Origin of the sequence: Streptomyces sp. NBC_01334, from assembly GCF_035983595.1 — a bacterium.
GTDB classification, from domain to species: domain Bacteria; phylum Actinomycetota; class Actinomycetes; order Streptomycetales; family Streptomycetaceae; genus Streptomyces; species Streptomyces coriariae.
The window spans coordinates 8,128,573-8,149,043 of the sequence record NZ_CP130718.1 but is presented as its reverse complement, the minus strand read 5'-3'; the positions used below and the strand labels follow the sequence as shown (position 1 = coordinate 8,149,043).

The following is a 20,471-nucleotide window of genomic DNA, read 5'->3' as shown; positions in this document are numbered from 1 at the left end:
CGATGCCACTGACAGTGGCTCCGGCCTGCCGCTTCGGCTCCTGCTTCGTCTGCTGCCTCGCCTGTTACTCCGTGGGCCGGGACAGCTCCGTCAGTTCGGCGTCCGTCGCCTTGGACACCCTGCTGCGGACCGCGTACCAGCCGCCGACCAGGGCGGCCGCGATCACGGGGATCAGCAGGAGCGTCTTGCGGCCGACCTCGGGGTCGTTGCCCATCAGGCCGAGGACGGCGACCAGGAAGGCGATCGTGACGATCTCCGTGACCGGGCTGCCGGGGAGCCGGAAGTCGGGACGGGTGACGAGGCCCTCCTTGGCGCGCCGGACGAAGACCAGGTGGCAGACCATGATGATCACCCAGGTGCTGATGATGCCGAGGGAGGCGATGTTCAGCACGATCTCGAAGGCCTGGCTGGGCATGAGGAAGTTCAGCCCGACACCCAGCACACAGACACCGCAGGTCAGCAGGATGCCGCCGTAGGGGACCTGGCTGCGGTTCATCCGGGCGGTGAACTTCGGGGCCGAGCCCGCCATGGCCATGGAACGCAGGATGCGGCCGGTGGAGTACAGGCCGGAGTTCAGGGAGGACATGGCGGCCGTGAGGACCACCAGATTCATCACGTCACCGGCGCCCGAGACGCCGATCTTCGACAGGACGGTCACGAAGGGGCTCTCGTCGGCCGAGTAGGCCGAGCCGGGCAGCAGCAGCGCGAGCAGGACGACGGAGCCGACGTAGAAGAGGCCGACGCGCCACATGATCGAGTTCACCGCGCGCGGGACGACCTTCTCCGGCTCGGAGGTCTCGCCCGCGGCGACACCGACCAGCTCCAGCGCGGCATAGGCGAAGATCACGCCCTGCATGACGAGGACGACGGGCATCATGCCGTGCGGGAGGAGGCCGCCGTGGTCCGTGATCACGCCAGGGCCGGGCGTCCGGCCGTCCACCTGGTGCTGGGTGGCGAGCAGGAAGATGCCGACGCACATGAAGGCGACCAGGGTGGCGACCTTGACGATCGCGAACCAGAACTCCATCTCGCCGAAGATCTTCACCGAGATCAGGTTCACGGCCAGCACGACCGCGAGGGCGACGAGCGCGAGCACCCACTGGGGGATGCTCGTGAACATGCTCCAGTAGTGCGTGTACAGCGCGATCGCGGTGATGTCGGCGATGCCGGTCGTCGACCAGTTCACGAAGTACATCCACCCGGCGACATAGGCGCCCTTCTCACCGAGGAACTCGCGCGCGTAGGACACGAAGGAGCCGGAGGAGGGCCGGTAGAGGACCAGCTCGCCGAGGGCGCGGACCACGAAGAAGGCGAAGACGCCGCAGACGAGATAGGCGAGCGCGAGGGCCGGGCCGGCGTTGTGGAGACGTCCTCCGGCGCCCAGGAAGAGGCCGGTGCCGATGGCGCCGCCGATGGCGATCATGTTGACGTGGCGGTGCTTGAGGTCCTTGCTGTAGCCGGCGTCGCCCGCGTCCGCGGGTGTCGCGGTCGCCTGGGGGTGGGCGGCGACGTCGGCCGTGCGCACGCTGTCCTTGCTCACGGGTGGTACCACTCTCTGGTGCGCCCGGGCGGGGTGTGCCCGGGTGTCCGTACGGTCGTGGCCCGCGGCTCCCGGGTAGGGGCACAGACCAAGGCAGCAGCTTCCCAGAGGCATCCGCGGTCATGCGGTGGTCCACGTCACAGCGCGTCGCTTCTCACACGGTGCGCACCAGGGGCCGACCGGTTTCACAGCACCGGTGTGACAGCGATACTGCTGCACATGACGATCGAGACCGAGGATCCGGCCCTCACGGTCGACGAGCTGGCCGCCCGGGCGGGGGTCACGGTACGGACGGTGCGGTTCTACGGCACCAAGGGGCTGCTGCCGCCGCCGGTCATCGGTCCGCGCCGGGTGGGGCACTACGGTGCCGGGCATCTCGCGCGCCTGGCGCTGATCGAGGAGCTGCGCCGGCAGGGCCTGACACTGGCGGCGATCGAGCGCTATCTGGACCGGCTGCCGCCCGGTCTCGACGCCCACGACCTCGCCGTGCACCGGGCCGTGGTGGCCTCGTGGGCGCCGGACGCCGTGGAGACGGTGCCGCGCGCGGAGCTGCAGCGGCGGGCCGGGCGGGCGCTCAGCGAGGAGGACGTGGACCGGCTCGCCGCGATGGGCGTGCTGAGCGCCGGTGTCGGTGACCCGGCCGGCGAGGACGCGTACCGCGTCGACGCGGGGCTGCTGAGGCTGGGTGTGCGGCTCCTCGACGTGCCGCTGTCGCCGGAGGCGATCCTCGCGGCCCGGACCGTCCTCCTCGACCACGCGCGCGCCGCGGCCCACGAGCTGTCGAGGCTGCTGCGCGAGGAGGTGCCGGAGCGCGACGCGCGGGCGGTCAGGTCGCTGTCGGCGCACATGCAGCCCCTGGTCGTCCAGGCGCTGCTGACGGCCTTCCAGCGGTCGCTGACGGAGGAGCTGCGGGAGTGGCTCGGGGAGCCGCCGACGGACGGCTCCCCGTGACGGCCGGGTCGCTCAGCGCCCGTCCGTGAAGGTCTCCCCCCGCTCCGCCTTCTGCACCAGCAGCGCGGGCGGGGTGAAGCGGTCGCCGTAGCGCTCGGCGAGCTGACGCGCGCGGGCCACGAATCCGGGGAGCCCGGTGCCCACCTCGGCGTCGCCCTCGTAACCGTTGATGTACTGCAGGACCCCGCCGGTCCAGCCGGGGAAGCCGATGCCGAAGAGGGAGCCGATGTTGGCGTCCGCGACGGACGTCAGGACTCCCTCTTCGAGGAGCTTGACGGTGTCGAGGGCCTCGGAGAAGAGCATGCGTTCCTGCATGTCCCGGAAGGGGATCTCGGCGTCCGCGCGCGTGAAGTGCTCGCGCAGGCCCGGCCACAGCCCGGCCCGCCTGCCGTCCTCGCCGTACTCGTAGAAGCCGGCTCCGCCACTGCGGCCGGTGCGGCCGAACTCGTCGACCATGCGGTCGATGACGGCCTCGGCGGGGTGGCCGGGCCAGACACCGCCCGCTTCCTCCACGGCCCTCCTGGACTCGTTGCGGATCTTGCGCGGAAGGGTGAGCGTGAGCTCGTCCATGAGGGAGAGGACCTTGGCCGGGTAGCCCGCCTGGGCCGCCGCCTGCTCCACGGACGCGGGCTCGATGCCCTCGCCGACCATGGCGACGCCCTCGTTGATGAAGTGGCCGATCACCCGTGAGGTGAAGAAGCCGCGCGAGTCGTTGACGACGATCGGCGTCTTCTTGATCTGCCGGACCAGGTCGAAGGCGCGCGCGAGCGCTTCGTCGCCGGTGCGCTCGCCCTTGATGATCTCGACGAGCGGCATCTTGTCCACGGGCGAGAAGAAGTGCAGCCCGATGAAGTCGTCCTGACGCTCGACGCCTTCGGCGAGGGCGGTGATCGGCAGGGTGGAGGTGTTGGAGCACAGCAGGGCGTCGGGCGCGACGACCTGCTCGATCTCCTGGAACACCTTGTGCTTGAGGGAGGTGTCCTCGAAGACGGCCTCGATCACCGCGTCGCAGCCGGCGAGGGCCTGCGGGTCGGCGGTGGGCGTGATGCGGGCGAGCAGCGCGTCCGCCTTCTCCTGGGTCGTACGGCCCCGGGAGACGGCCTTCGCGCACAGCTTCTCGGAGTAGGCCCTGCCCTTGAGGGCGGCCTCCAGGGAGACGTCCTTGAGGACGACGTCGATGCCCGCGCGGGCGCACGAGTAGGCGATGCCGGCGCCCATCATCCCGGCGCCCAGGACGGCCACCCTGCGGACCTGGCGGGGTGTGACGCCCTGGGGGCGGCTGACGCCGGAGTTGACGGCCTGGAGGTCGAAGAAGAACGCCTGGATCATGTTCTTCGACGTCTGCCCGGCGGCCAGTTCGACGAAGTAGCGGGCCTCGATGACCTGCGCGGTCTCGAAGTCGACCTGGGCGCCCTCGACGGCCGCGGCGAGGATGTTGCGCGGAGCCGGGTAGGGGGCGCCGTTGGTCTCCTTGCGCAGGCTGGCCGGGAACGCGGGCAGGTTGGCGGCGAACCGGGGGTTCGACGGGGTGCCGCCCGGGATGCGGTAGCCCGGCCTGTCCCAGGGCTGCTGCGACTCGGGGTTCGCGTCGATGAAGGCGCGGGCCTTGGCGAGCAGTTCGTCGGGCGAGTCGGCGACCTCGTCGACCAGACCGTTCTCCAGGGCTCGCCGCGGGCTGTACTGGGTGCCCTTGAGGAGGACCTTGAGGAGGGCGTCGGTGATGCCCAGCAGCCGGACCGTGCGCACGACACCGCCGCCGCCGGGCAGCAGGCCGAGGGTGACCTCGGGGCAGCCGATCTTCGAGCCGGGCGCGTCCAGCGCGACGCGGTGGTGGCAGGCGAGGGCGAGCTCGTAGCCGCCGCCGAGCGCCGCGCCGTTCAGGGCGGCGACGACCGGCTTGCCGAGGGTCTCGATGCGGCGGAGGTTGCGCTTGATCTCCAGTCCGCCGTCCAGCAGCTCCTGGGCCGTCTCGGGGGTGACGCGGATCAGGTCGCGCAGGTCGCCGCCGGCGAAGAACGTCTTCTTCGCGGAGGTGAGGATGATGCCCCGGATGGAGTCCTTCTCGGCCTCCAGACGGTCGGTGACCGCGGCGAGGGAGGCGCGGAAGGCCGCGTTCATGGTGTTCGCGGACTGGTCGGGGTCGTCGAGGACGAGGGTGACGAGGCCGGTGCGGTCCTGTTCCCAGCGGATGGTGGTGCTCTGTGTCATGACAGGGTCTCCGTAGAAGTCTCTGAGTTCCGCCGGGGTGGTCAGACGCGCTCGACGATGGTGGCGATGCCCATGCCGCCGCCGACGCAGAGGGTGGCCAGGCCGTAGCGCTTGTCCTGGCGCTCCAGTTCGTCGACGAGCGAGCCGAGGATCATCGCGCCGGTGGCGCCGAGCGGGTGACCGAGGGCGATGGCGCCGCCGTTGACGTTGACCTTGTCCAGGGACAGGCCCATGTCCTTGACGAAGCGCAGGACGACCGCCGCGAACGCTTCGTTGATCTCGACGAGGTCGATGTCGTCGATGGTCAGGCCGGCCTTGGCGAGGGCCTTGCGGGTGGCGGGCGCGGGGCCGGTGAGCATGATCGTCGGCTCGGAGCCGGAGACCGCCGCGGAGACGATCCGCGCGCGGGGGGTGAGCCCGTGGCGCTCGCCGACCTCCTTGGAGCCGATCGCGACCAGGGACGCGCCGTCGACGATGCCGGAGGAGTTGCCCGCGTGGTGGACGTGATCGATCTTCTCCACCCAGTGGTACTTCTGGAGCGCCACCGCGTCGAAGCCGCCCAGCTCGCCGATGTCGGCGAAGGACGGCTTCAGCTTGCCGAGCGAGTCGGCGGTGGTGCCGGGGCGCGGGTGTTCGTCGTGGTCGAGGACGACGAGGCCGCTGCGGTCCTTCACCGGCACGACGGAGCGGTCGAAGCGGCCCTCCTTCCAGGCCGTCGCCGCCCGCTCCTGCGACAGGGCCGCGTACTCGTCGACATCGCGGCGGGTGAAGCCCTCGATGGTGGCGATGAGGTCGGCGCCGATGCCCTGCGGCACGAAGTTGACGGCCAGGTTGGTCATCGGGTCGTTGAACCAGGCGCCGCCGTCCGAGGCCATCGGCACCCGGGACATCGACTCCACCCCGCCGGCCAGAACGAGGTCCTCCCAGCCCGAACGGACCTTCATGGCGGCCAGGTTGACGGCCTCCAGGCCCGAGGCACAGAAGCGGTTCTCCTGCACGCCCGCCACGGTGTCCGGCAGTCCTGCCGCGATCGCGGCGATGCGCGCGATGTCGGAGCCCTGGTCGCCCACGGGGCCGACGACGCCCAGCACGATGTCGTCGATGGCGGCCGGGTCGAGGCCGGGGAAGCGGCTGCGGAGCTCGTGGATGAGGCCGACGACGAGATCGATGGGCTTCGTGCCGTGCAGGGCGCCGTTCGCCTTGCCGCGCCCGCGCGGGGTGCGGATCGCGTCGTACACGTACGCTTCGGTGCTCACTGGTAAGCCTTTCGGGAGGGTGGGCCGTGCGGGGCGGGGTCAGTCGCCCTGGTGCGGGAAGTCCTTCACAGGGGTCGTCACAGGGGTCGTCTCGGTGGTCGTCGCGGTGGTCGTCGCGTTCGCCTCCGCGGGGGTCCCCGCCGCGGTCCCGGCGGGTGTCTTCACAAGGTCCGTCACGAGCTCCGGTATGTCCCAGTCCCGGGCCACCTCGCGCGTGTCGGCGCCCGGCCGCGCGGGTCCGGTGCGCACGGCCGTGGGCGTCGCGGAGAACCGGGGCGCGGGGGCCGGCTGGGTGATGCCGCCGTGGTCGGTGAAGGTGCCGCGGGCCGCGAGATGCGGGTGGCGCGGGGCCTCGCGCAGCGACAGCACGGGCGCCACACACGCGTCGGAGCCCTCGAAACGGGCCGTCCACTCGTCCCGGGTGCGGGACCGGAAGCGGGCCGCGACGGCCTCGCGCAGTTCGCCCCAGCGCGTCCAGTCCGTGCGGGCCTCGCGGAGGTCCTCGAGGCCGAGAAGGTCCACGAACGCGTCGTAGAACTGCGGCTCCAGGGCGCCGACGGCCATGTACCCGCCGTCGGAGGTCTCGTAGGTGCCGTAGTACGGACAGCCGCCGTCGAGCAGGTTGGCGGCGCGCCGGTCCTGCCAGCCGCCGGCCGAGAGCATGCCGTGGATCATCGCCGAGAGGTGCGCGGTGCCGTCGACGATGGCCGCGTCGACGACCTGGCCGGTGCCGCTCACGCGCGCGTGGTGCAGGGCGGCGAGAACACCGACGACGAGGTAGAGGGAGCCTCCCGCGTAGTCCCCCAGGAGGTTGGCGGGGACGGGCGGCGGCCGGTCCGGGGCGCCGATCAGGCCGAGCGCACCGGTGACGGCGATGTAGGAGACGTCGTGACCGGCGCGGTCGGCGAGCGGGCCGTCCTGGCCCCAGCCGGTCATCCGGCCGTAGACCAGACGGGGGTTGCGGGCGTGGCAGTCCCCGGGGCCGACGCCGAGGCGCTCGGCGACACCCGGCCGGTTGCCCTCGATGAGCACGTCGGCGCGGGCGGCGAGGTCGAGCACGCGCGCGGGACCGTCCGGCGCCTTGAGGTCGACGATCACCGAGCGCTTGTTGCGGTTGGTGATGTCGTGGGCGGGATCGATGGCCAGGGCGGAACCGCCGGGGCGGTCCACGCGGACGACGTCGGCGCCGAGGTCGGCCAGCAGCATGCCCGCGAAGGGGCCGGGGCCGATCCCGGCGAGTTCCACCACGCGCACGCCCGCCAGCGGGCCGTGCCCGGCCGTCCGTCCCGTCGTCATCCAGCCCCCTTGCTGTGACACAACCGATGTAACACCAGCGATGTTAAGAACGTGTTCCAGTGGGCACAAGAGGTGAGCGAGCAAGCGCTTAGACACTTTAGGGGCACCTGCCGTCGGCCTCCGCACTGCTCACGCTAGCCTCAGCCACCGACAGCGGCGCGGGGTGCGCGACGACGAAGGGGTGTCATGAGCAGGCTGAAAAGGTCGGACCGTCCGTACGACATCGTGCTCTTCGGGGCCACCGGCTTCGTGGGAACGCTCACCGCGGAGTACCTCGCCGCCCACGCGCCCGCCGATCTGCGCTGGGCGATCGCCGGCCGGGGCGAGGAGAAGCTGGAGCGGCTGCGCGAGCGGCTCGGCGGGGACGTCGGGGTGCTGCGGGCCGACGTCTCGGACCAGGCGTCCCTGCGCGCGCTCGCCGAGCAGGCACGCGTGGTGGCCACGACGGTGGGTCCGTACGTGTCGTACGGCGAGGAACTCGTGGCGGCCTGCGCGGACACCGGCGCCGACTACCTCGACCTCACGGGCGAGCCGGAGTTCGTGGACCTGATGTACGTCCGGCACGACGCACGCGCGCGGGAGACGGGTGCGCGACTGCTCCACGCGTGCGGCTTCGACTCCGTCCCGCACGACCTGGGCGTGTACTTCACCGTCCGGCAGCTTCCCGAGGGCGTGCCCCTGACCGTGGACGGCTTCGTGAGCGCCGACGCCACCGTTTCGGGCGGCACCTTCGCCTCCGCGCTGGGCCAGTTCGCGCGCGGCCGGCAGATGCTGGCCGCCGCCCGGGAGCGCGGCCGGCACGAACCGCGGCTGATCGGCCGTCGGGCCGCCGCGCCGGTGGGGCCGCCCCGGTTCGCCCCGGAGGTGGGCGCCTGGGCACTGCCGCTGCCGACCATCGACCCGCAGATCGTGCTGCGGTCGGCGAGGGCGCTGCCGCGTTACGGGCCCGACTTCCGCTACCGGCACTACGCGGCCGTACGGCGGCTGCCCGTCGCCGTGGGCGGGGTCGCGGCGGTCGGCACGCTCGCCGCGGCGGCCCAGCTGCCGCCCGCCCGGCGCTGGTTGTCGGACCGGCTCAAGCCCGGGGAGGGGCCCAGCGCGCAGAAGCGGGCGCGGAGTTGGTTCTCGGTGCGGTTCGTCGGCGAGGGCGGCGGGCGGCGGGTGTGCACCGAGGTGGCGGGCGGCGACCCCGGCTACGACGAGACGGCGAAGATGTTCGCCGAGGCGGCGATGGCCCTGGCCTGCGACGACCTCCCGCCGACCGCGGGGCAGGTGACGACGGCTGTCGCGATGGGCGACGCGCTGACCGGGCGGTTGACCCGGGCGGGTGTCCGCTTCCGCGTCGCGGCCCGCCGCTGACCGTCCCCGTGCCGCGTCCCCGGCCTCAGACCGGCCACTGCACCAGCGTGTAGATCATGCCCGCGATCCAGCCGACACCCGCCAGGACGGCGAGGATCAGCGCGGCGTTCACGGCACGCTCGACGGGCCGGTTCGGGTCGGCGAGGGGCTTCGGGGCACGGTGCGTGGTCATGCGCCCAGCCTGCCGAGCGGAGCACGGGCCGCACATCCGTACGGGTACTCAGACGACGTACTCAGACACGTACGCGGACGACGTACTCGGGCGGCCTGCCCGGACGTGCGCGTGCGCCCGACCGCTCGCCCCGCACCCGTACCCCGATTGGGGACTTTCCGCGCCGCTCCCCCGGTGCCGCACGGGCGCATCGGCCGCAAAGTGCCAACAAGCACTTCAATGAAACGATTGAAGTACCTGATCGGCACGAAAGGGGAGCAGCATGAAGTTCGTTCTCGAAGTCACCGTGGACGAGGGCGCGTCGGCCCAGGACACGGTGGGTGAGCTGGGCCGCATCCTGCGGTACTGGGGTGGCAACCTGAAGCACTACGCCCTGGAGGCCGGGGACGGGTCGGCGGTCTACGACTCCGCCCACCAGGAGGTCGGTCAGTGGCGGGTCGTCGCCTCCTGAAGGGCCCGCCGGCACAGTGCGTCGGCCCTCCGGGTCGTCTCCGGGAGGCGGAACCGAGGGGTGAGGGCGAGGGTGTGGGCGCAGGCGTCGTCCAGGGTGACGCGGTGGCCGACGGACACGAAGACCGGCTTCACGCCCGCCCGGGTGCGCAGCGCACGCCCCACCTCGTCGTCGCCCGCCAGCAGCGGGGACGCCGATCCGCGCGGTGCGTCGGGATCGTCGTAGGTGAAGGTGAAGGGGTTCTTGGCGACGCCGATGGTGGACAGGCCGGTGAGGACGCCCAGGTGGCTGGCGAGACCGAAGCGGCGGGGATGGGCCAGGCCGTAGCCGTCGCAGACGACCAGGCCGGGCGGCCGGGGCAGGGCCTCCAGGGCGGCGAGCACGGTGGGGATCTCTCGGAAGGCGAGCAGCCCGGGCACGTACGGGAAGGAGATCCGCCCGACGGCGGTGGTCTCGGCGACGACTTCCAGGCTCGCCGCGTCCAGTACGACGGCCGCCGCCGCGACGACGTCCCGCTCGTCGTCGTAGGCGACGTCGACGCCCGTCACGAACCCCGTGCCCGGCGGCGGCCCCGGTTCGTCGAGCACCACCCGGGCCCGCAGCTCGTCCTGGACGGCGCGGGCCGCTTCCTCGGTCGCGGGCCAGCCCGCCGGAATGTCTACGGTCGTCATCGTGGGGACGAGCGTACGGCTCCCGGGGGCCGGCCCGCGATCGTGTTCCGCCGCGGACGCGTCAGCTCTTGTCGCCGAGCGCGCCTTGCAGTTGGCTCTTGTTCATGTCCGAACGGCCCTTGACGCCCCGCCGCCTGGCCTCCTCGTAGAGCTGGTCGTACGTGGGTCCCTGGGAGCCCTTGCCGGAGCGCTGACCGCCCCGCTCGCCGGACGACATGTCCTGGGTGGAGGTGCGGCTCGCGGTCTTGGACTCTCCGGACCGGGCGCGTTCCTTGTTGACCGTCCGGGCGGCGATCTCCTTCGCGCGTCCGGCGCTCTCGCCCCGGTCCTGCGCGCTCTCCTTGATGTGCTCGTACTGACGCTCCCGCTTGGGGCTGGAACCGCGTGGCATGGGTGCTCACTCCTTTCGCGTTCGCACCCACCGGGTACCCCGGAAGCGGCTCAGTTCTCCAGGCGTGCCACGCGCCCCTTCTCGCCGGCGGCCCAGCAGCCGAGGTCGGCGGTGCAGTCCACGGTGTCGTACGAGCCCGTGTCGAGGGTGCGCCAGGTGCGGCCGGCGTCGGTGGTCAGGTCGGTGCCGGTGGGTCCCACGGCCAGGGCGGCGGAGCGGCTGTGCGGGAGCCAGGCGACGCCGGAGCGGTAGGCGGGCGGGGGTGTGCCGGCCGGCCGCCAGGTACGGCCCGCGTCGCCGGTCGCGGCGGCCGCCCGCGGGGAGGGCTGGTCGGCGCGGTAGTCGCCGCCGACGGCGAGGCCGTGGGTGCGGTCGCGGAAGGCGACGGCGAAGACCCCGCGCGCGGGGTCCCCCGCGGGGATCGGGGTGTCGGCGGCCGTCCACGTCAGTCCGCGGTCGGCGGAGTGCAGCACCCGCGCGCGTGCGGCCCCGCCGGTGGCCAGCCAGACGTCCTTCGCCCCGGAGGCGACCAGGCACTGGCCACTGGCCGCGAAGCCCGCCTCGCCGTCCAGGGCGGCCGGCATCCCGTCGTTCGGCAGCACCTGCCAGGAGCGGCCGCCGTCGCCGGTCGACAGGATGCGGAACTTTCCGTCCACCGGGTCGCTCATGGCGAGGCCGTGACGGCGGTCGAAGAAGGTCAGGCAGTCGTAGAAGGCGTGGGCGTCGGTGTTGCGGAAGGACTCCGTCCAGGTCGTCCCGCCGTCCTCGGTGCGGTACACCCGCGACGCCTCGCCCTCGCCGATGGCGAGCACCACCGCGCGGCGCGCGTCGAACGCCTCGATGTCCCGGAACTGGAGGTCGGCGGCGCCGGGCGGCGAGACGTTTCGCCAGCTCTCGCCGCCGTCGGTGGTGCGCAGGACGGTGCCCTCGGTGCCGGACACCCAGGCGGTGTGCCGGTCGACCGCCGCGAGGCCCCGGAACCGTACGGAGGTCGTACCGGTGTCCTTGAGGTCCCAGTGCGGCTCCGCGGGCCCCGGTGTGTGCGCCCGGGCGGGCAGGGCGGTCAGGAGGGCCAGTGCCGCCCCGCAGGCCGCCGCAGCCACCCGGCCGCTCCCCCGTGCCGTACGAACCGTGCGTCGCGTCTTCCCCAAGCGCCTCATGGCGGGCGAAGCTAGCCCACGGCTTTCGGTGTCGTCCAGATGCCCGCGACCGCCTCAACCGCCGCACGAGGCACGGGAGGAGAGGTGAGTCACTCGTGTGCATGAAAGACGGTGACCGAGGTCACTCGGAAAGGGTGTGCACGGATCGGCCGGTTCCGGCGTCTCTTCCAGTGTCCGGACGCACCGCCCGGAAGATCGTCCCGCCGTCACGAGGGAGCAAGGCGTTGTCCACCGTCATCGAGCAGTCCGTAGAGGCACGTCTGGTCGCCGCCGCGCCCCGGATGCAGACCATCCCCGCCACCCTGTCCTACGACCGGCAGGACCCCTTCGCCGTCCGCATGACCTTCCCGGCTCCGGCCACCCTGGAGGGCGTCGAGGTCTGCTGGACCTTCGCCCGTGACCTGCTCGCCGCGGGCATGCACGACGCCGAGGGCCACGGCGACGTCCGGGTGCGGCCCTACGGGTACGGCCGCACCGTGCTGGAGTTCCACGCGCCCGAGGGCACCGCCGTCGTGCACGTCCACACGACGGAGATCCGTGACTTTCTGCAGGCCACGAGCGAGCTGGTGCCCGCCGGCACGGAGCACCGGCAGCTCGACCTCGACCACGACCTGGCGGAGCTGATGCGCGACGCCTGTTAATCCGTTGACAGCCCTTCCGGGCCCTCCTACCGTTTAGAACGGTTCTGTTGCCGTCGATCGGAGAAGGACGTTGCTCGTCTGAGGTCATGAGACACCGCGCCACACCTGAGGAGTGTGTGCGCCGCGTGCGACCTCGGCCTTCGAGCCGTCCTTGCGGAGCAGGACTTCCTTCATGTCTCCGCGCTCCCCCGCTGCCGCGGGTGGTCGCCGCATTCCGGTGTCTCGACACGTGTCGCCCCTGACCGCACACGCAACCACGAGGCCCGCTTTGACTCACTCCGTCACCTGTACCTCCCTCGCCTTCTCCTGGCCGGACGGCACCCCCGTCTTCGACGCACTCGACATCGCCTTCGGTCCCGGCCGGACCGGACTCGTCGGCGTCAACGGGTCCGGCAAGTCGACCCTGCTGAAGCTGATCGCCGGGGAACTCGCCCCCTCCGACGGCACGGTGCGCCGCGCCGGCGAGGTCGGACACCTCCCGCAGAACGTCACCCTCGACACCACGCTGAAGGTCGACGCCGCGCTCGGCATCGCCCCGCTGCGGGCCGCGCTGCACGCCATCGAGGCCGGTGACGCCTCCGAGCGGCACTTCGAGACCCTCGGCGACGACTGGGACGTCGAGGAGCGCGCGCTGGCCACCCTCGGCGAACTCGGACTCGGCCACATCGACCTCGACCGCACCATCGGCGAGCTGTCGGGCGGCGAGTCGGTCCTGCTGCGGCTGGCCGCGTTGCTGCTGCGCCGGCCGGACGTCCTGCTGCTGGACGAGCCGACCAACAACCTCGACCTGTACGCCCGGCGGCGGCTGTACGCGGCGGTCACCTCCTGGCCGGGGGTACTGATCGTGGTCAGCCACGACCGCGAGCTGCTCGACCTCGTCGACCAGATCGCCGACCTGCGCGCCGGCGGGGTCACCTGGTACGGCGGCAACTTCTCCGCGTACGAGGAGGCCCTGGCCACCGAGCAGGAGGCCGCCGAGCGCATGGTGCGCGTCGCCGAGGCCGACCTGAAGAAGCAGAAGCGCGAACTGGTCGACGCCCAGGTCACGCTGGCCCGCCGCAAGCGGTACGGGCAGAAGATGTCCGACCAGAAACGCGAACCGAAGATCGTGATGGGGGCGCGCAAGCGCGCGGCGCAGGAGTCGGCGGGCAAGTACCGGATCATGCACGAGGAGAAGCTCGCCAAGGCCAAGGAGCGGCTCGACGACGCGGTGGAGGCCGTACGGGACGACGACGAGATCCGCGTCGAACTGCCGTACACGGCCGTGCCGCCGGGGCGCGAGGTCCTGCTGCTCCAGGACCTCCGGCTCGCGTACGGCGCGCGCGTGGACGGTGGTTTCGACCTGCGCGGTCCCGAGCGGGTCGCGCTGGTCGGGCGCAACGGCGCGGGCAAGACGACGCTGCTGCGCACCATTGCCGGGGAGCTGGCGCCGGAGGCGGGCGAGGCGCACGCGCACGTGCCGCTGCGTTTCCTGCCCCAGCGCCTCGACATCCTCGACGGCGAGCTCACGGTCGCCGAGAACGTGGCCCGGTTCGCGCCGGGCGCCACCAACAACCGGGTCCGGGCCCGGCTGGCCCGCTTCCTCTTCCGGGGCGCCCGCGCCGATCAGAAGGCGGCCACACTGTCCGGCGGGGAACGCTTCCGGGCGAGCCTGGCGGCGCTGATGCTGGCCGAGCCGGCACCCCAGCTGCTCATGCTGGACGAGCCGACGAACAACCTCGACATGGCGAGCGTGCGCCAGCTCACCACGGCCCTGGAGTCCTACGAGGGCGCGCTGATCGTGGCCAGCCACGACCTGCCGTTCCTGGAGTCCGTCGGCATCACCCGCTGGCTGCTGCTGGACGGGGAGCTGCGGGAGACGACGGCGGCGGAGGTGGCGGATCCGGCCTAGGCCGCCGAGTCCTCGCATGGTCTCAGGAGGGGCACATTGTTACTGCGGGGTTTTGTCCTGGTGGCCCCGCCCTGCATGATGGCTGACCGGCGCCGCGTCCGAGGCGCCGGTTTGCGCCACCCGATTCGGAGACCTGGACGTGCCCAGCAAGAAGGCCCTCATCCGTCGCCCCAGCCCGCGCCTCGCCGAAGGCCTGGTGACGCACGTCGAGCGGGAGAAGGTCGACGTGGAGCTCGCCCTGGAGCAGTGGGAGGCGTACGCCGAGGCCCTGCGGGCGCACAGCTGGGAGACCGTCGAGGTCGACCCGGCCGACGACTGCCCGGACTCCGTGTTCGTCGAGGACACGGTGGTGATGTACAAGAACGTCGCCCTGATCGCGCGCTCCGGCGCCGAGTCCCGGCGCGACGAGACCCTCGGGGTCGAGGAGGCCGTGGCCCGCCTGGGCTGTTCGGTGAACTGGATCTGGGAGCCGGGCACGCTGGACGGCGGTGACGTGCTCAAGGTCGGCGACACGATCTACGTCGGCCGGGGCGGGCGCACCAACGCGGCCGGCGTCCAGCAGGTGCGCGCCGCCTTCGAACCGCTGGGCGCGCGGGTCGTGGCCGTACCGGTGAGCAAGGTGCTGCACCTGAAGTCGGCGGTCACGGCGCTGCCCGACGGCACGGTGATCGGCCACATCCCCAAGGTGGACCGGCCGTCGCTGTTCCCGCGCTTCCTGTCGGTGCCCGAGGAGGCCGGTTCGCACGTGGTGCTGCTCGGCGGCCCGCACGTGCTCATCTCGGCCGCCGCGCCGAAGACGGCGGACCTGCTCGCCGATCTCGGTCACGAACCCGTCGTCGTCGACATCGGCGAGTTCGAGAAACTCGAGGGATGTGTCACATGCCTCTCGGTGCGGCTGCGTGAGTTGTACGCCTGAGCGGGTGATCCCGTCACCCATACAGCCCTGGGACCTGCGGTTCTCGGGGCTTTTTGACATGCCCAGAATTACTTGACGCAACACGGCTGATCAGCGATGTTTACGCTGTTCTTAACCTACGGTTTCGTAACCTACGGATACGTAGCCTACGATTCCGTAAGTTCCGGCCTCGCTCGCCGGAGTGTTCCACTCCGCTTCACGTCCCCCTGGAGTTCTCGTGACGATCACCTCCCCTCACCTCGGTAGCCCCGCCGTCTGGACCGACGCCAAGCTGCTGCACGCGCTGGAGGAAGTGGTCGAGACGGAACTCAACCGGCACCTGAAGGTCACCAAGGACTGGATGCCCCACGAGTACGTGCCGTGGAGCGACGGCCGCAACTTCCCCGGCCTCTTCGAGGACGGCGAGGCCTGGGAGAAGGGGCAGTCCAAGGTCACCGAGATCGGCCGGATCGCGCTGGTCGTGAACCTGCTCACCGAGGACAACCTGCCCAGCTACCACCACGAGATCGCCTCGCTCTTCGGCCGCGACGGCGCCTGGGGCACCTGGGTGCACCGCTGGACGGCCGAGGAGGGCCGGCACGGCATCGTGATGCGCGACTACCTGCTCGCCTCGCGCGCGGTGGACCCGGACAAGCTGGAGCAGTTCCGCATGTCCCACATGAGCGAGGGCTTCGAGTCCGACAACCGGCACTCGATGCTGCACTCGGTCGCCTACGTCGCCTTCCAGGAGCTGGCGACCCGCGTCTCCCACCGCAACACCGGCCACCAGTCCGGGGACCCGGTCTGCGACCGCATGCTGGCGCGCATCGCGACCGACGAGAACCTGCACATGGTCTTCTACCGCAACCTGCTGAAGGCCGCCTTCGAGCTGGCCCCCGACCTGACCATGCAGGCCGTGCGCGACGTCCTCGTCAACTTCCGCATGCCCGGTCACGGCATGCCCGGCTTCGAGCGGTTCGCCGCGCAGATGGCGATCGGCGAGGTGTACAACCTGCGCATCCACCACGACGACGTCATCCAGCCCGTGCTGCGCTTCCTGAAGGTCATGGAGGTCGACGGCCTCGGCCCCGAGGGCCAGAAGGCGCAGGAGGAGATCGGCCTGTACATGGGCGGCCTCGACTCGGAGGCGTCCAAGTTCGACGAGAAGCTGGCGGCGCGCAAGGCCCGGATGGCAGCGCGCGCGGCAGGCTGACCCGCCCCCCACCGATCGCTTCGACGGCTCGCACAGGGAACCGATTTCCCGGTGCGGGCCGTTCGCGACCTGCGGCATCATGCCGCCATGGGTGACAGTGACACGGTCCAGCAGGCGGTCGGCTTCCTGCTCGGGCTGACCGACGAGGACACCGCCGACCGGATCCGCGCGCGGATCGGTCTGCCCCCGGCCACCACCGAGAACGCGGCCACGATCCAGCGCAGGCTGAACCGCGCCTGGACCTGGCCCACCGCGCCCGCCTCGGTGGTGCTCTGGGTCCTGGAGCAGGACGACCCCGCGCTGAACGCCGTCGTGTGGCGCTTCGTCGGCAACGACCTCGGTCTGCGCCGGGCCCTCGCCCGCGGGGTGCCGTTCGGCCCCGGTCGCACGAAGCCCCTGCCGGTGCGCTCGATCCACGAGCGGCAGGAACCCGACATCCCCGAGAGCTACGTCCGGCACGGCCTCGTCGGCGCCCTGCGCAGGGCGAACTCGATGCCCTCCGCCCGCGCGGCCGCGTCCATGGTGCTGACCCGCGACGACTGGGAGACGGTCGGCACGGCCCACGACGAGCTGGCGCTGCCCGGGTATCCGCGCTGGGCGTTGTCGGTGCGCCCGGACTGCCCGCCCGCGCTGCGCGCCCGGTTCGGGTCGCACCCCAAGTTCACGCACCGGCTGCGGCAGGCGGGCGTACTCGACGGCCCGGCCCAGTACGCGACCGCCCACGGTCCGGCCTCCCGGGTCCTGGAGGTGCTGTCCCTGGGCCATGTCATGTTCCCGGCCCGGGTCCGCGACGCCGAGGACGCCCTGCGCCCGCTCGTGCGGGACCACCTGGGCGGGCGCGAGGAGGCCTGGGCGGTGCTGGCGCAGCTCATCGACACGTTCCACGGGACGGCGCCGGAGCTCGTCGTGACGGCGGGCGCCATCGCCTGAGGCACCGGACGTCGAGGGGGCGGGGCGGCTGGATTCGAACCAGCGTGATCCAGTTTTGGAGACCGGTGCGGCTGCCTCTGCGCTACGGCCCCGCCCTTGCCCCAGAGCGTAATGCCTTCGCCCGTTGTCGGTGGGGCCTGGTACCAATGAGGCACTGGGGGAAGCACGGCAAAAAGGGCACGGGGGGCTCGACATGGGGTACGGGGAGCGAGGGCGGCGGCGTCCGCTCGTGGTCGACCTGGCCGACCGCAGGGCACTGGAGGCGTACCGCCCGGCGGACCCCGAGGTGGTCGCCCGGGCCCGGCGGCTCAAGGAGGCCGCGCTGTTGGACTTCGGGCTGACCGAGTCGGCGGTGGCGTCCTGGCTGTACACCAAGTGCCATCACCAGATCCCGACGACGGCGGTGGACACGGCGGCCGTGGTCGCCTCCGGCGACGGCACCTGTCTGCTGCTGTACAACCCGGACTTCTTCGTCGGACTGGGCCTGGACGGCGTCAAGTTCGTCCTGTTCCACGAGGCCCGGCACCTCGTGCACCGGCATCTGCTCGCCGAGCCGGAGCTGCGCGAGGATCCGGTGTTCGAGCTGGCCGCCGAGGTGTCCATCAACCATGTCGCACTGGTGCGGCTGGGCCGCGAGGAACTGCCCCTGCTGAACGGCCGCCCGACCGGCGTCGACCCGCGCCGGGTCCACGACCTGTACGTCGAGGACCTGACGGCACACGGGCTGGAGCCTGTGTCGTACGAGACGTTCACGCGGACCGACACGCGCGTGTACGGCGAGCTGAAGCGCATGCGTCACCCGCCCGTGCCCGAGGAGCGGCTGTGCGTGCACCTGGCGGCCGGCGCGGTCCCCGCCGACCAGGAGACCGTCGACGCGGTGACGTCCTCCGCCCTGCTCAACTCGCTGCTGGCGGCCCGGCGCGGGCACGCGGGCGCCGAGCGGGAGCTGCTCGACCTCATGGGCCGCACGGAGGGCGACTCGGCGCGGGCCGCCCGGCTGTGGGGCAGGCTGGGCGCCGGCACGCTGCGCGGCGGGACCACGCGCACGCGCACGGTCGACTGGTGGCAGCGCTGGCTGGTCGACGTGCTCGGCTCGAAGCTGCGTGACGGCGAGCGGCTGGTCTACCCCAAGAAGCGGGGCGCCCTGCTCGCCGCCCTCGGCCAGGACCCCGTGCTGGCGCGGCGCGGCCCGGTCCGCGACAAGGTTTTGGTGATCGCCTACGACACCTCCGGGTCGATGCCGCACCACGTCGTCCAGTGGCTCACCGAGCTGGTCGGGCGGATCGACGGCGTCGAGGCGCACTGGCTCTCGTTCGACGCCGTGGTCATGCCCTTCCGGCCCGGCGAGCGCGTGTACGGGGGCGGCGGCACGAGCTTCCAGGCGGTCGCCGACTACGTGGAGGGACGCACGGAGGTGAACGGGCGCCGTTTCGACGAGCGGCCGGACGCGGTCGTCGTCCTCACCGACGGCTACGCGCCGCCGATCACGCCGGCCGAGCCGGACCGCTGGATCTGGCTGATCACCGAGGGGGGCCACGAGTGGCCCGAGACGCACACACCGGCGATGGACTGCCATCGCGTCACCACAGGATCGCGGTGAATGAGCGGATGAGCACGCGGACGGAACACACTCACGACGCCGGCGACCGGCCGGCCCCCACGGAGGTCTCCCGCCTCGAAGGCTTCATCGACGCGATGATCGACCTCGGGCAGACCGGCCAGGTCTTCGGCGAGCACGGCATCGGCAAGACGGCGACGTTCTTCTCGCACGTCGCCCGCGCCCACCCGGACACCGAGCTGGTGTACGTGCCGGCGGCGAACCTCACGCCGGACGACCTGCTCGTCAACGCGCCGGTACGTGATCCGCGCTCCGGTGAACTGGTGCTGCGCCAGCTGGTGATGAGCCAGCTGAAGCCGGGCCGGCCGTTCGTGCTGCTCATCGACGACTCGTTGCAGGCGGGCGACACCATCCAGTCGCAGCTGATGCAGATCGCCTGCGACTGGACGCTCGGCGAGCACGACCTGCGTGCCCTCGGCTGCGTCGGCGTCTTCCTCACGGACAACGAGTCGCAGGCGGAGACCTCGGCCCGGCGCAGCGACCTGGCGCTGCTGGACCGGATGGTCACGATGCGGATCTCGGCGAACGACACGTCGTGGCGTCGGCACCTCGCGGTCAAGTACCGCCCGTGGGACCTGCGTCCGGTGTTCGCCGTGTGGGCCTCGCTCTCCCCCGCCCTGCGCGAGCTGCTGTCCCCGCGCACGCTCGACCATGTCCTGGCCAACGCCCGCGAGGGGTTCCCGCTGCGCTGGGGCCTGCCGCTGATCGACGGCGAGCGGCTCCGGCTGGCCGAGCCGGGTCCGGACGGCCGGCCCGGCCAGAACCGCACGGCCGAGATCCTCGACCGGCTCGCGCAGGCGCTCGGCGTGGCCAACCCGGCCACGGTTCCCGACCCCGTACGACAGGTGGTGCGCGCGGCCCTGCGCAACCGCTGGACGGTGCTGCTCCAGGGGCCGCCCGGGTGCGGCAAGACGGAACTGGTGCGGGAGACGGTCCGCGCGGGGCTGGGGCGGGACGCCCTGTACTTCTCGCTGCCGGTGACCAACGTCGAGGACCTCTGCGCGCCCGTGCCGTCGCCGGACGGCACGCTGGACAACCTGCTCGCGGCGAAGTTCACCGGCCCCGAGCCCAAGGCGATCGTGTGGGACGAGTACAACCGGCCCAAGGACAAGGCAGCGTTCGCCAAGCTGATGGAGATCACCCAGGAGTGGTCGCTGGCGGGGAAGCGGATCGAGAACCTGCGGGCCCAGATAGCCGTACAGAATCCGCCGTACCACCTGGGCCGCAAGCTGCTGGTGTCCCGCAACAACATCGCGCAGGCGACCCGGTTCACGGCTTCCCTGGAAGTGGCGCCGGAGGACATCCCGGCCAACGAGTGGCTGCTGGCACGGTACGGGGCGGACGCCGAGACGGTGCTGGAGTGGTGGAAGCACGACATCGACGAGGAGGGCCGCGCCTGGATCACCAAGCGCACCCTGGAGCGGCTGATCAAGCTGCACCGGCGCGGGCTGCCGCTGGAGATGGCCACGGTCTACCTCGGCGACGGCGAGTACGCTCCGGTGCCGCTGACCGCACTGATCGACCGTCTGAAGGGCCGCCCCGTGACCGGCCTGCGCGAGTTGGCCCGGGACGCGGACGCGTGGGAGGTCCGGCTGCGCCGTGCCGCCGCCCGCTCCGACGAGGGCGGCGACGACAGCGACGTCGTCCACCAGATCCTCGCCAACGCGGAGTTGTCCCAACTGCGCAGGCATCACACCGTGGTGGCCCGTCTGGTCACGCATCTGCCTGCCAAGCTGCGGGCGACGTACCTGGTCGGCGCGTCGGAGCAGCAACAGAAGTTCTGGGTGGGGGTGTTCACGGGGATGCGGCGCTGAACGGGCGGCGGACG

At 71.9% G+C, this 20,471-nt stretch carries 18 protein-coding genes and 1 tRNA gene; 10 read left to right on the top strand and 9 right to left on the bottom strand.

What is annotated here, in order from left to right; translation table 11 throughout:
• Nucleotides 1–64 precede the first annotated feature (64 nt).
• On the bottom strand, nucleotides 65–1,540 hold the full coding sequence (locus OG736_RS36290; RefSeq protein WP_327186180.1) for an amino acid permease: 1,476 nt from the start codon (nucleotides 1,538–1,540) through the stop codon (nucleotides 65–67).
• A gap of 219 nt (nucleotides 1,541–1,759) precedes the next feature.
• Between OG736_RS36290 and OG736_RS36285 the strand changes: the two genes are divergently transcribed.
• Nucleotides 1,760–2,491, top strand: coding sequence for a MerR family transcriptional regulator (locus OG736_RS36285; protein ID WP_327186179.1), 732 nt, complete (start codon nucleotides 1,760–1,762; stop codon nucleotides 2,489–2,491).
• A gap of 12 nt (nucleotides 2,492–2,503) precedes the next feature.
• On the opposite strand, the gene OG736_RS36280 is transcribed toward OG736_RS36285, so the two are convergent.
• From OG736_RS36280 to OG736_RS36270, 3 genes are read right to left on the bottom strand one after another with little or no spacing between them, the layout of a single operon-like run.
• On the bottom strand, nucleotides 2,504–4,699 hold the full coding sequence (locus OG736_RS36280; RefSeq protein ID WP_327186178.1) for a 3-hydroxyacyl-CoA dehydrogenase NAD-binding domain-containing protein: 2,196 nt from the start codon (nucleotides 4,697–4,699) through the stop codon (nucleotides 2,504–2,506).
• A gap of 41 nt (nucleotides 4,700–4,740) precedes the next feature.
• The gene (locus OG736_RS36275; protein WP_314219683.1) at nucleotides 4,741–5,955 is read right to left on the bottom strand and encodes an acetyl-CoA C-acetyltransferase; all 1,215 of its coding nucleotides are present in this window, start codon (nucleotides 5,953–5,955) and stop codon (nucleotides 4,741–4,743) included.
• Between the two features lie 39 nt (nucleotides 5,956–5,994).
• A complete protein-coding gene (locus tag OG736_RS36270; RefSeq protein ID WP_327186177.1) occupies nucleotides 5,995–7,251 on the bottom strand; it encodes a CaiB/BaiF CoA transferase family protein in 1,257 nt (418 codons plus the stop codon).
• Nucleotides 7,252–7,437: 186 nt separating this feature from the next.
• Here OG736_RS36270 and OG736_RS36265 point away from each other — a divergent pair, with 186 nt between their 5' ends.
• Nucleotides 7,438–8,610 carry a saccharopine dehydrogenase family protein gene (locus OG736_RS36265; protein ID WP_327186176.1) on the top strand — a complete coding sequence of 391 codons (1,173 nt, stop codon included), beginning with the start codon at nucleotides 7,438–7,440 and terminating at the stop codon, nucleotides 8,608–8,610.
• A gap of 25 nt (nucleotides 8,611–8,635) precedes the next feature.
• Here the strand turns inward: OG736_RS36265 and mmpA are convergent, their stop codons facing one another.
• Nucleotides 8,636–8,782, bottom strand: coding sequence for a morphogenic membrane protein MmpA (gene mmpA, locus OG736_RS36260; protein ID WP_020129438.1), 147 nt, complete (start codon nucleotides 8,780–8,782; stop codon nucleotides 8,636–8,638).
• Nucleotides 8,783–9,044: 262 nt separating this feature from the next.
• On the opposite strand from mmpA, the gene OG736_RS36255 reads away from it, so the two are divergent.
• Nucleotides 9,045–9,233: a hypothetical protein gene (locus OG736_RS36255; RefSeq protein ID WP_327186175.1), complete on the top strand. Its 189-nt coding sequence runs from the start codon at nucleotides 9,045–9,047 to the stop codon at nucleotides 9,231–9,233.
• Here OG736_RS36255 and OG736_RS36250 read toward each other — a convergent pair.
• The 3 genes from OG736_RS36250 to OG736_RS36240 form a co-directional block, all read right to left on the bottom strand.
• Nucleotides 9,209–9,904 (bottom strand): endonuclease V, encoded by a 696-nt coding sequence (locus OG736_RS36250; RefSeq protein WP_327186174.1) that lies wholly within the window; start codon nucleotides 9,902–9,904, stop codon nucleotides 9,209–9,211. The two genes, OG736_RS36255 and OG736_RS36250, sit on opposite strands and share 25 nt — an antisense overlap.
• A 61-nt stretch (nucleotides 9,905–9,965) precedes the next feature.
• The gene (locus OG736_RS36245) at nucleotides 9,966–10,295 is read right to left on the bottom strand and encodes a plasmid stabilization protein (protein ID WP_327186173.1); all 330 of its coding nucleotides are present in this window, start codon (nucleotides 10,293–10,295) and stop codon (nucleotides 9,966–9,968) included.
• A gap of 50 nt (nucleotides 10,296–10,345) precedes the next feature.
• Nucleotides 10,346–11,455: a WD40/YVTN/BNR-like repeat-containing protein gene (locus tag OG736_RS36240; RefSeq protein WP_327186172.1), complete on the bottom strand. Its 1,110-nt coding sequence runs from the start codon at nucleotides 11,453–11,455 to the stop codon at nucleotides 10,346–10,348.
• Nucleotides 11,456–11,679: 224 nt separating this feature from the next.
• On the opposite strand from OG736_RS36240, the gene OG736_RS36235 reads away from it, so the two are divergent.
• The 5 genes from OG736_RS36235 (at nucleotide 11,680) to OG736_RS36215 (ending at nucleotide 17,025) form a co-directional block, all read left to right on the top strand.
• Nucleotides 11,680–12,096, top strand: coding sequence for a spore wall synthesis regulator SsgD (locus OG736_RS36235; protein ID WP_327186171.1), 417 nt, complete (start codon nucleotides 11,680–11,682; stop codon nucleotides 12,094–12,096).
• 268 nt (nucleotides 12,097–12,364) lie between these two features.
• The gene (locus tag OG736_RS36230; RefSeq protein ID WP_327186170.1) at nucleotides 12,365–13,987 is read left to right on the top strand and encodes an ABC-F family ATP-binding cassette domain-containing protein; all 1,623 of its coding nucleotides are present in this window, start codon (nucleotides 12,365–12,367) and stop codon (nucleotides 13,985–13,987) included.
• A gap of 139 nt (nucleotides 13,988–14,126) precedes the next feature.
• Entirely contained in the window at nucleotides 14,127–14,903 is a 777-nt protein-coding gene (gene ddaH, locus OG736_RS36225) for a dimethylargininase (protein WP_327186169.1), read from the top strand.
• Nucleotides 14,904–15,120: 217 nt separating this feature from the next.
• Nucleotides 15,121–16,095 carry an acyl-ACP desaturase gene (locus OG736_RS36220; protein ID WP_327186168.1) on the top strand — a complete coding sequence of 325 codons (975 nt, stop codon included), beginning with the start codon at nucleotides 15,121–15,123 and terminating at the stop codon, nucleotides 16,093–16,095.
• An 87-nt stretch (nucleotides 16,096–16,182) separates the two neighbouring features.
• Nucleotides 16,183–17,025 carry a hypothetical protein gene (locus OG736_RS36215; protein ID WP_327186167.1) on the top strand — a complete coding sequence of 281 codons (843 nt, stop codon included), beginning with the start codon at nucleotides 16,183–16,185 and terminating at the stop codon, nucleotides 17,023–17,025.
• Nucleotides 17,026–17,043: 18 nt separating this feature from the next.
• On the opposite strand, the gene OG736_RS36210 is transcribed toward OG736_RS36215, so the two are convergent.
• Nucleotides 17,044–17,119 (bottom strand) — tRNA-Trp (locus OG736_RS36210).
• Between the two features lie 99 nt (nucleotides 17,120–17,218).
• On the opposite strand from OG736_RS36210, the gene OG736_RS36205 reads away from it, so the two are divergent.
• Both OG736_RS36205 and OG736_RS36200 read left to right on the top strand, forming a co-directional pair.
• On the top strand, nucleotides 17,219–18,625 hold the full coding sequence (locus OG736_RS36205) for a DUF2201 family putative metallopeptidase (RefSeq protein WP_327186166.1): 1,407 nt from the start codon (nucleotides 17,219–17,221) through the stop codon (nucleotides 18,623–18,625).
• A gap of 8 nt (nucleotides 18,626–18,633) precedes the next feature.
• Nucleotides 18,634–20,457 (top strand): AAA family ATPase, encoded by a 1,824-nt coding sequence (locus OG736_RS36200; protein ID WP_327186165.1) that lies wholly within the window; start codon nucleotides 18,634–18,636, stop codon nucleotides 20,455–20,457.
• Nucleotides 20,458–20,471 lie beyond the last annotated feature (14 nt).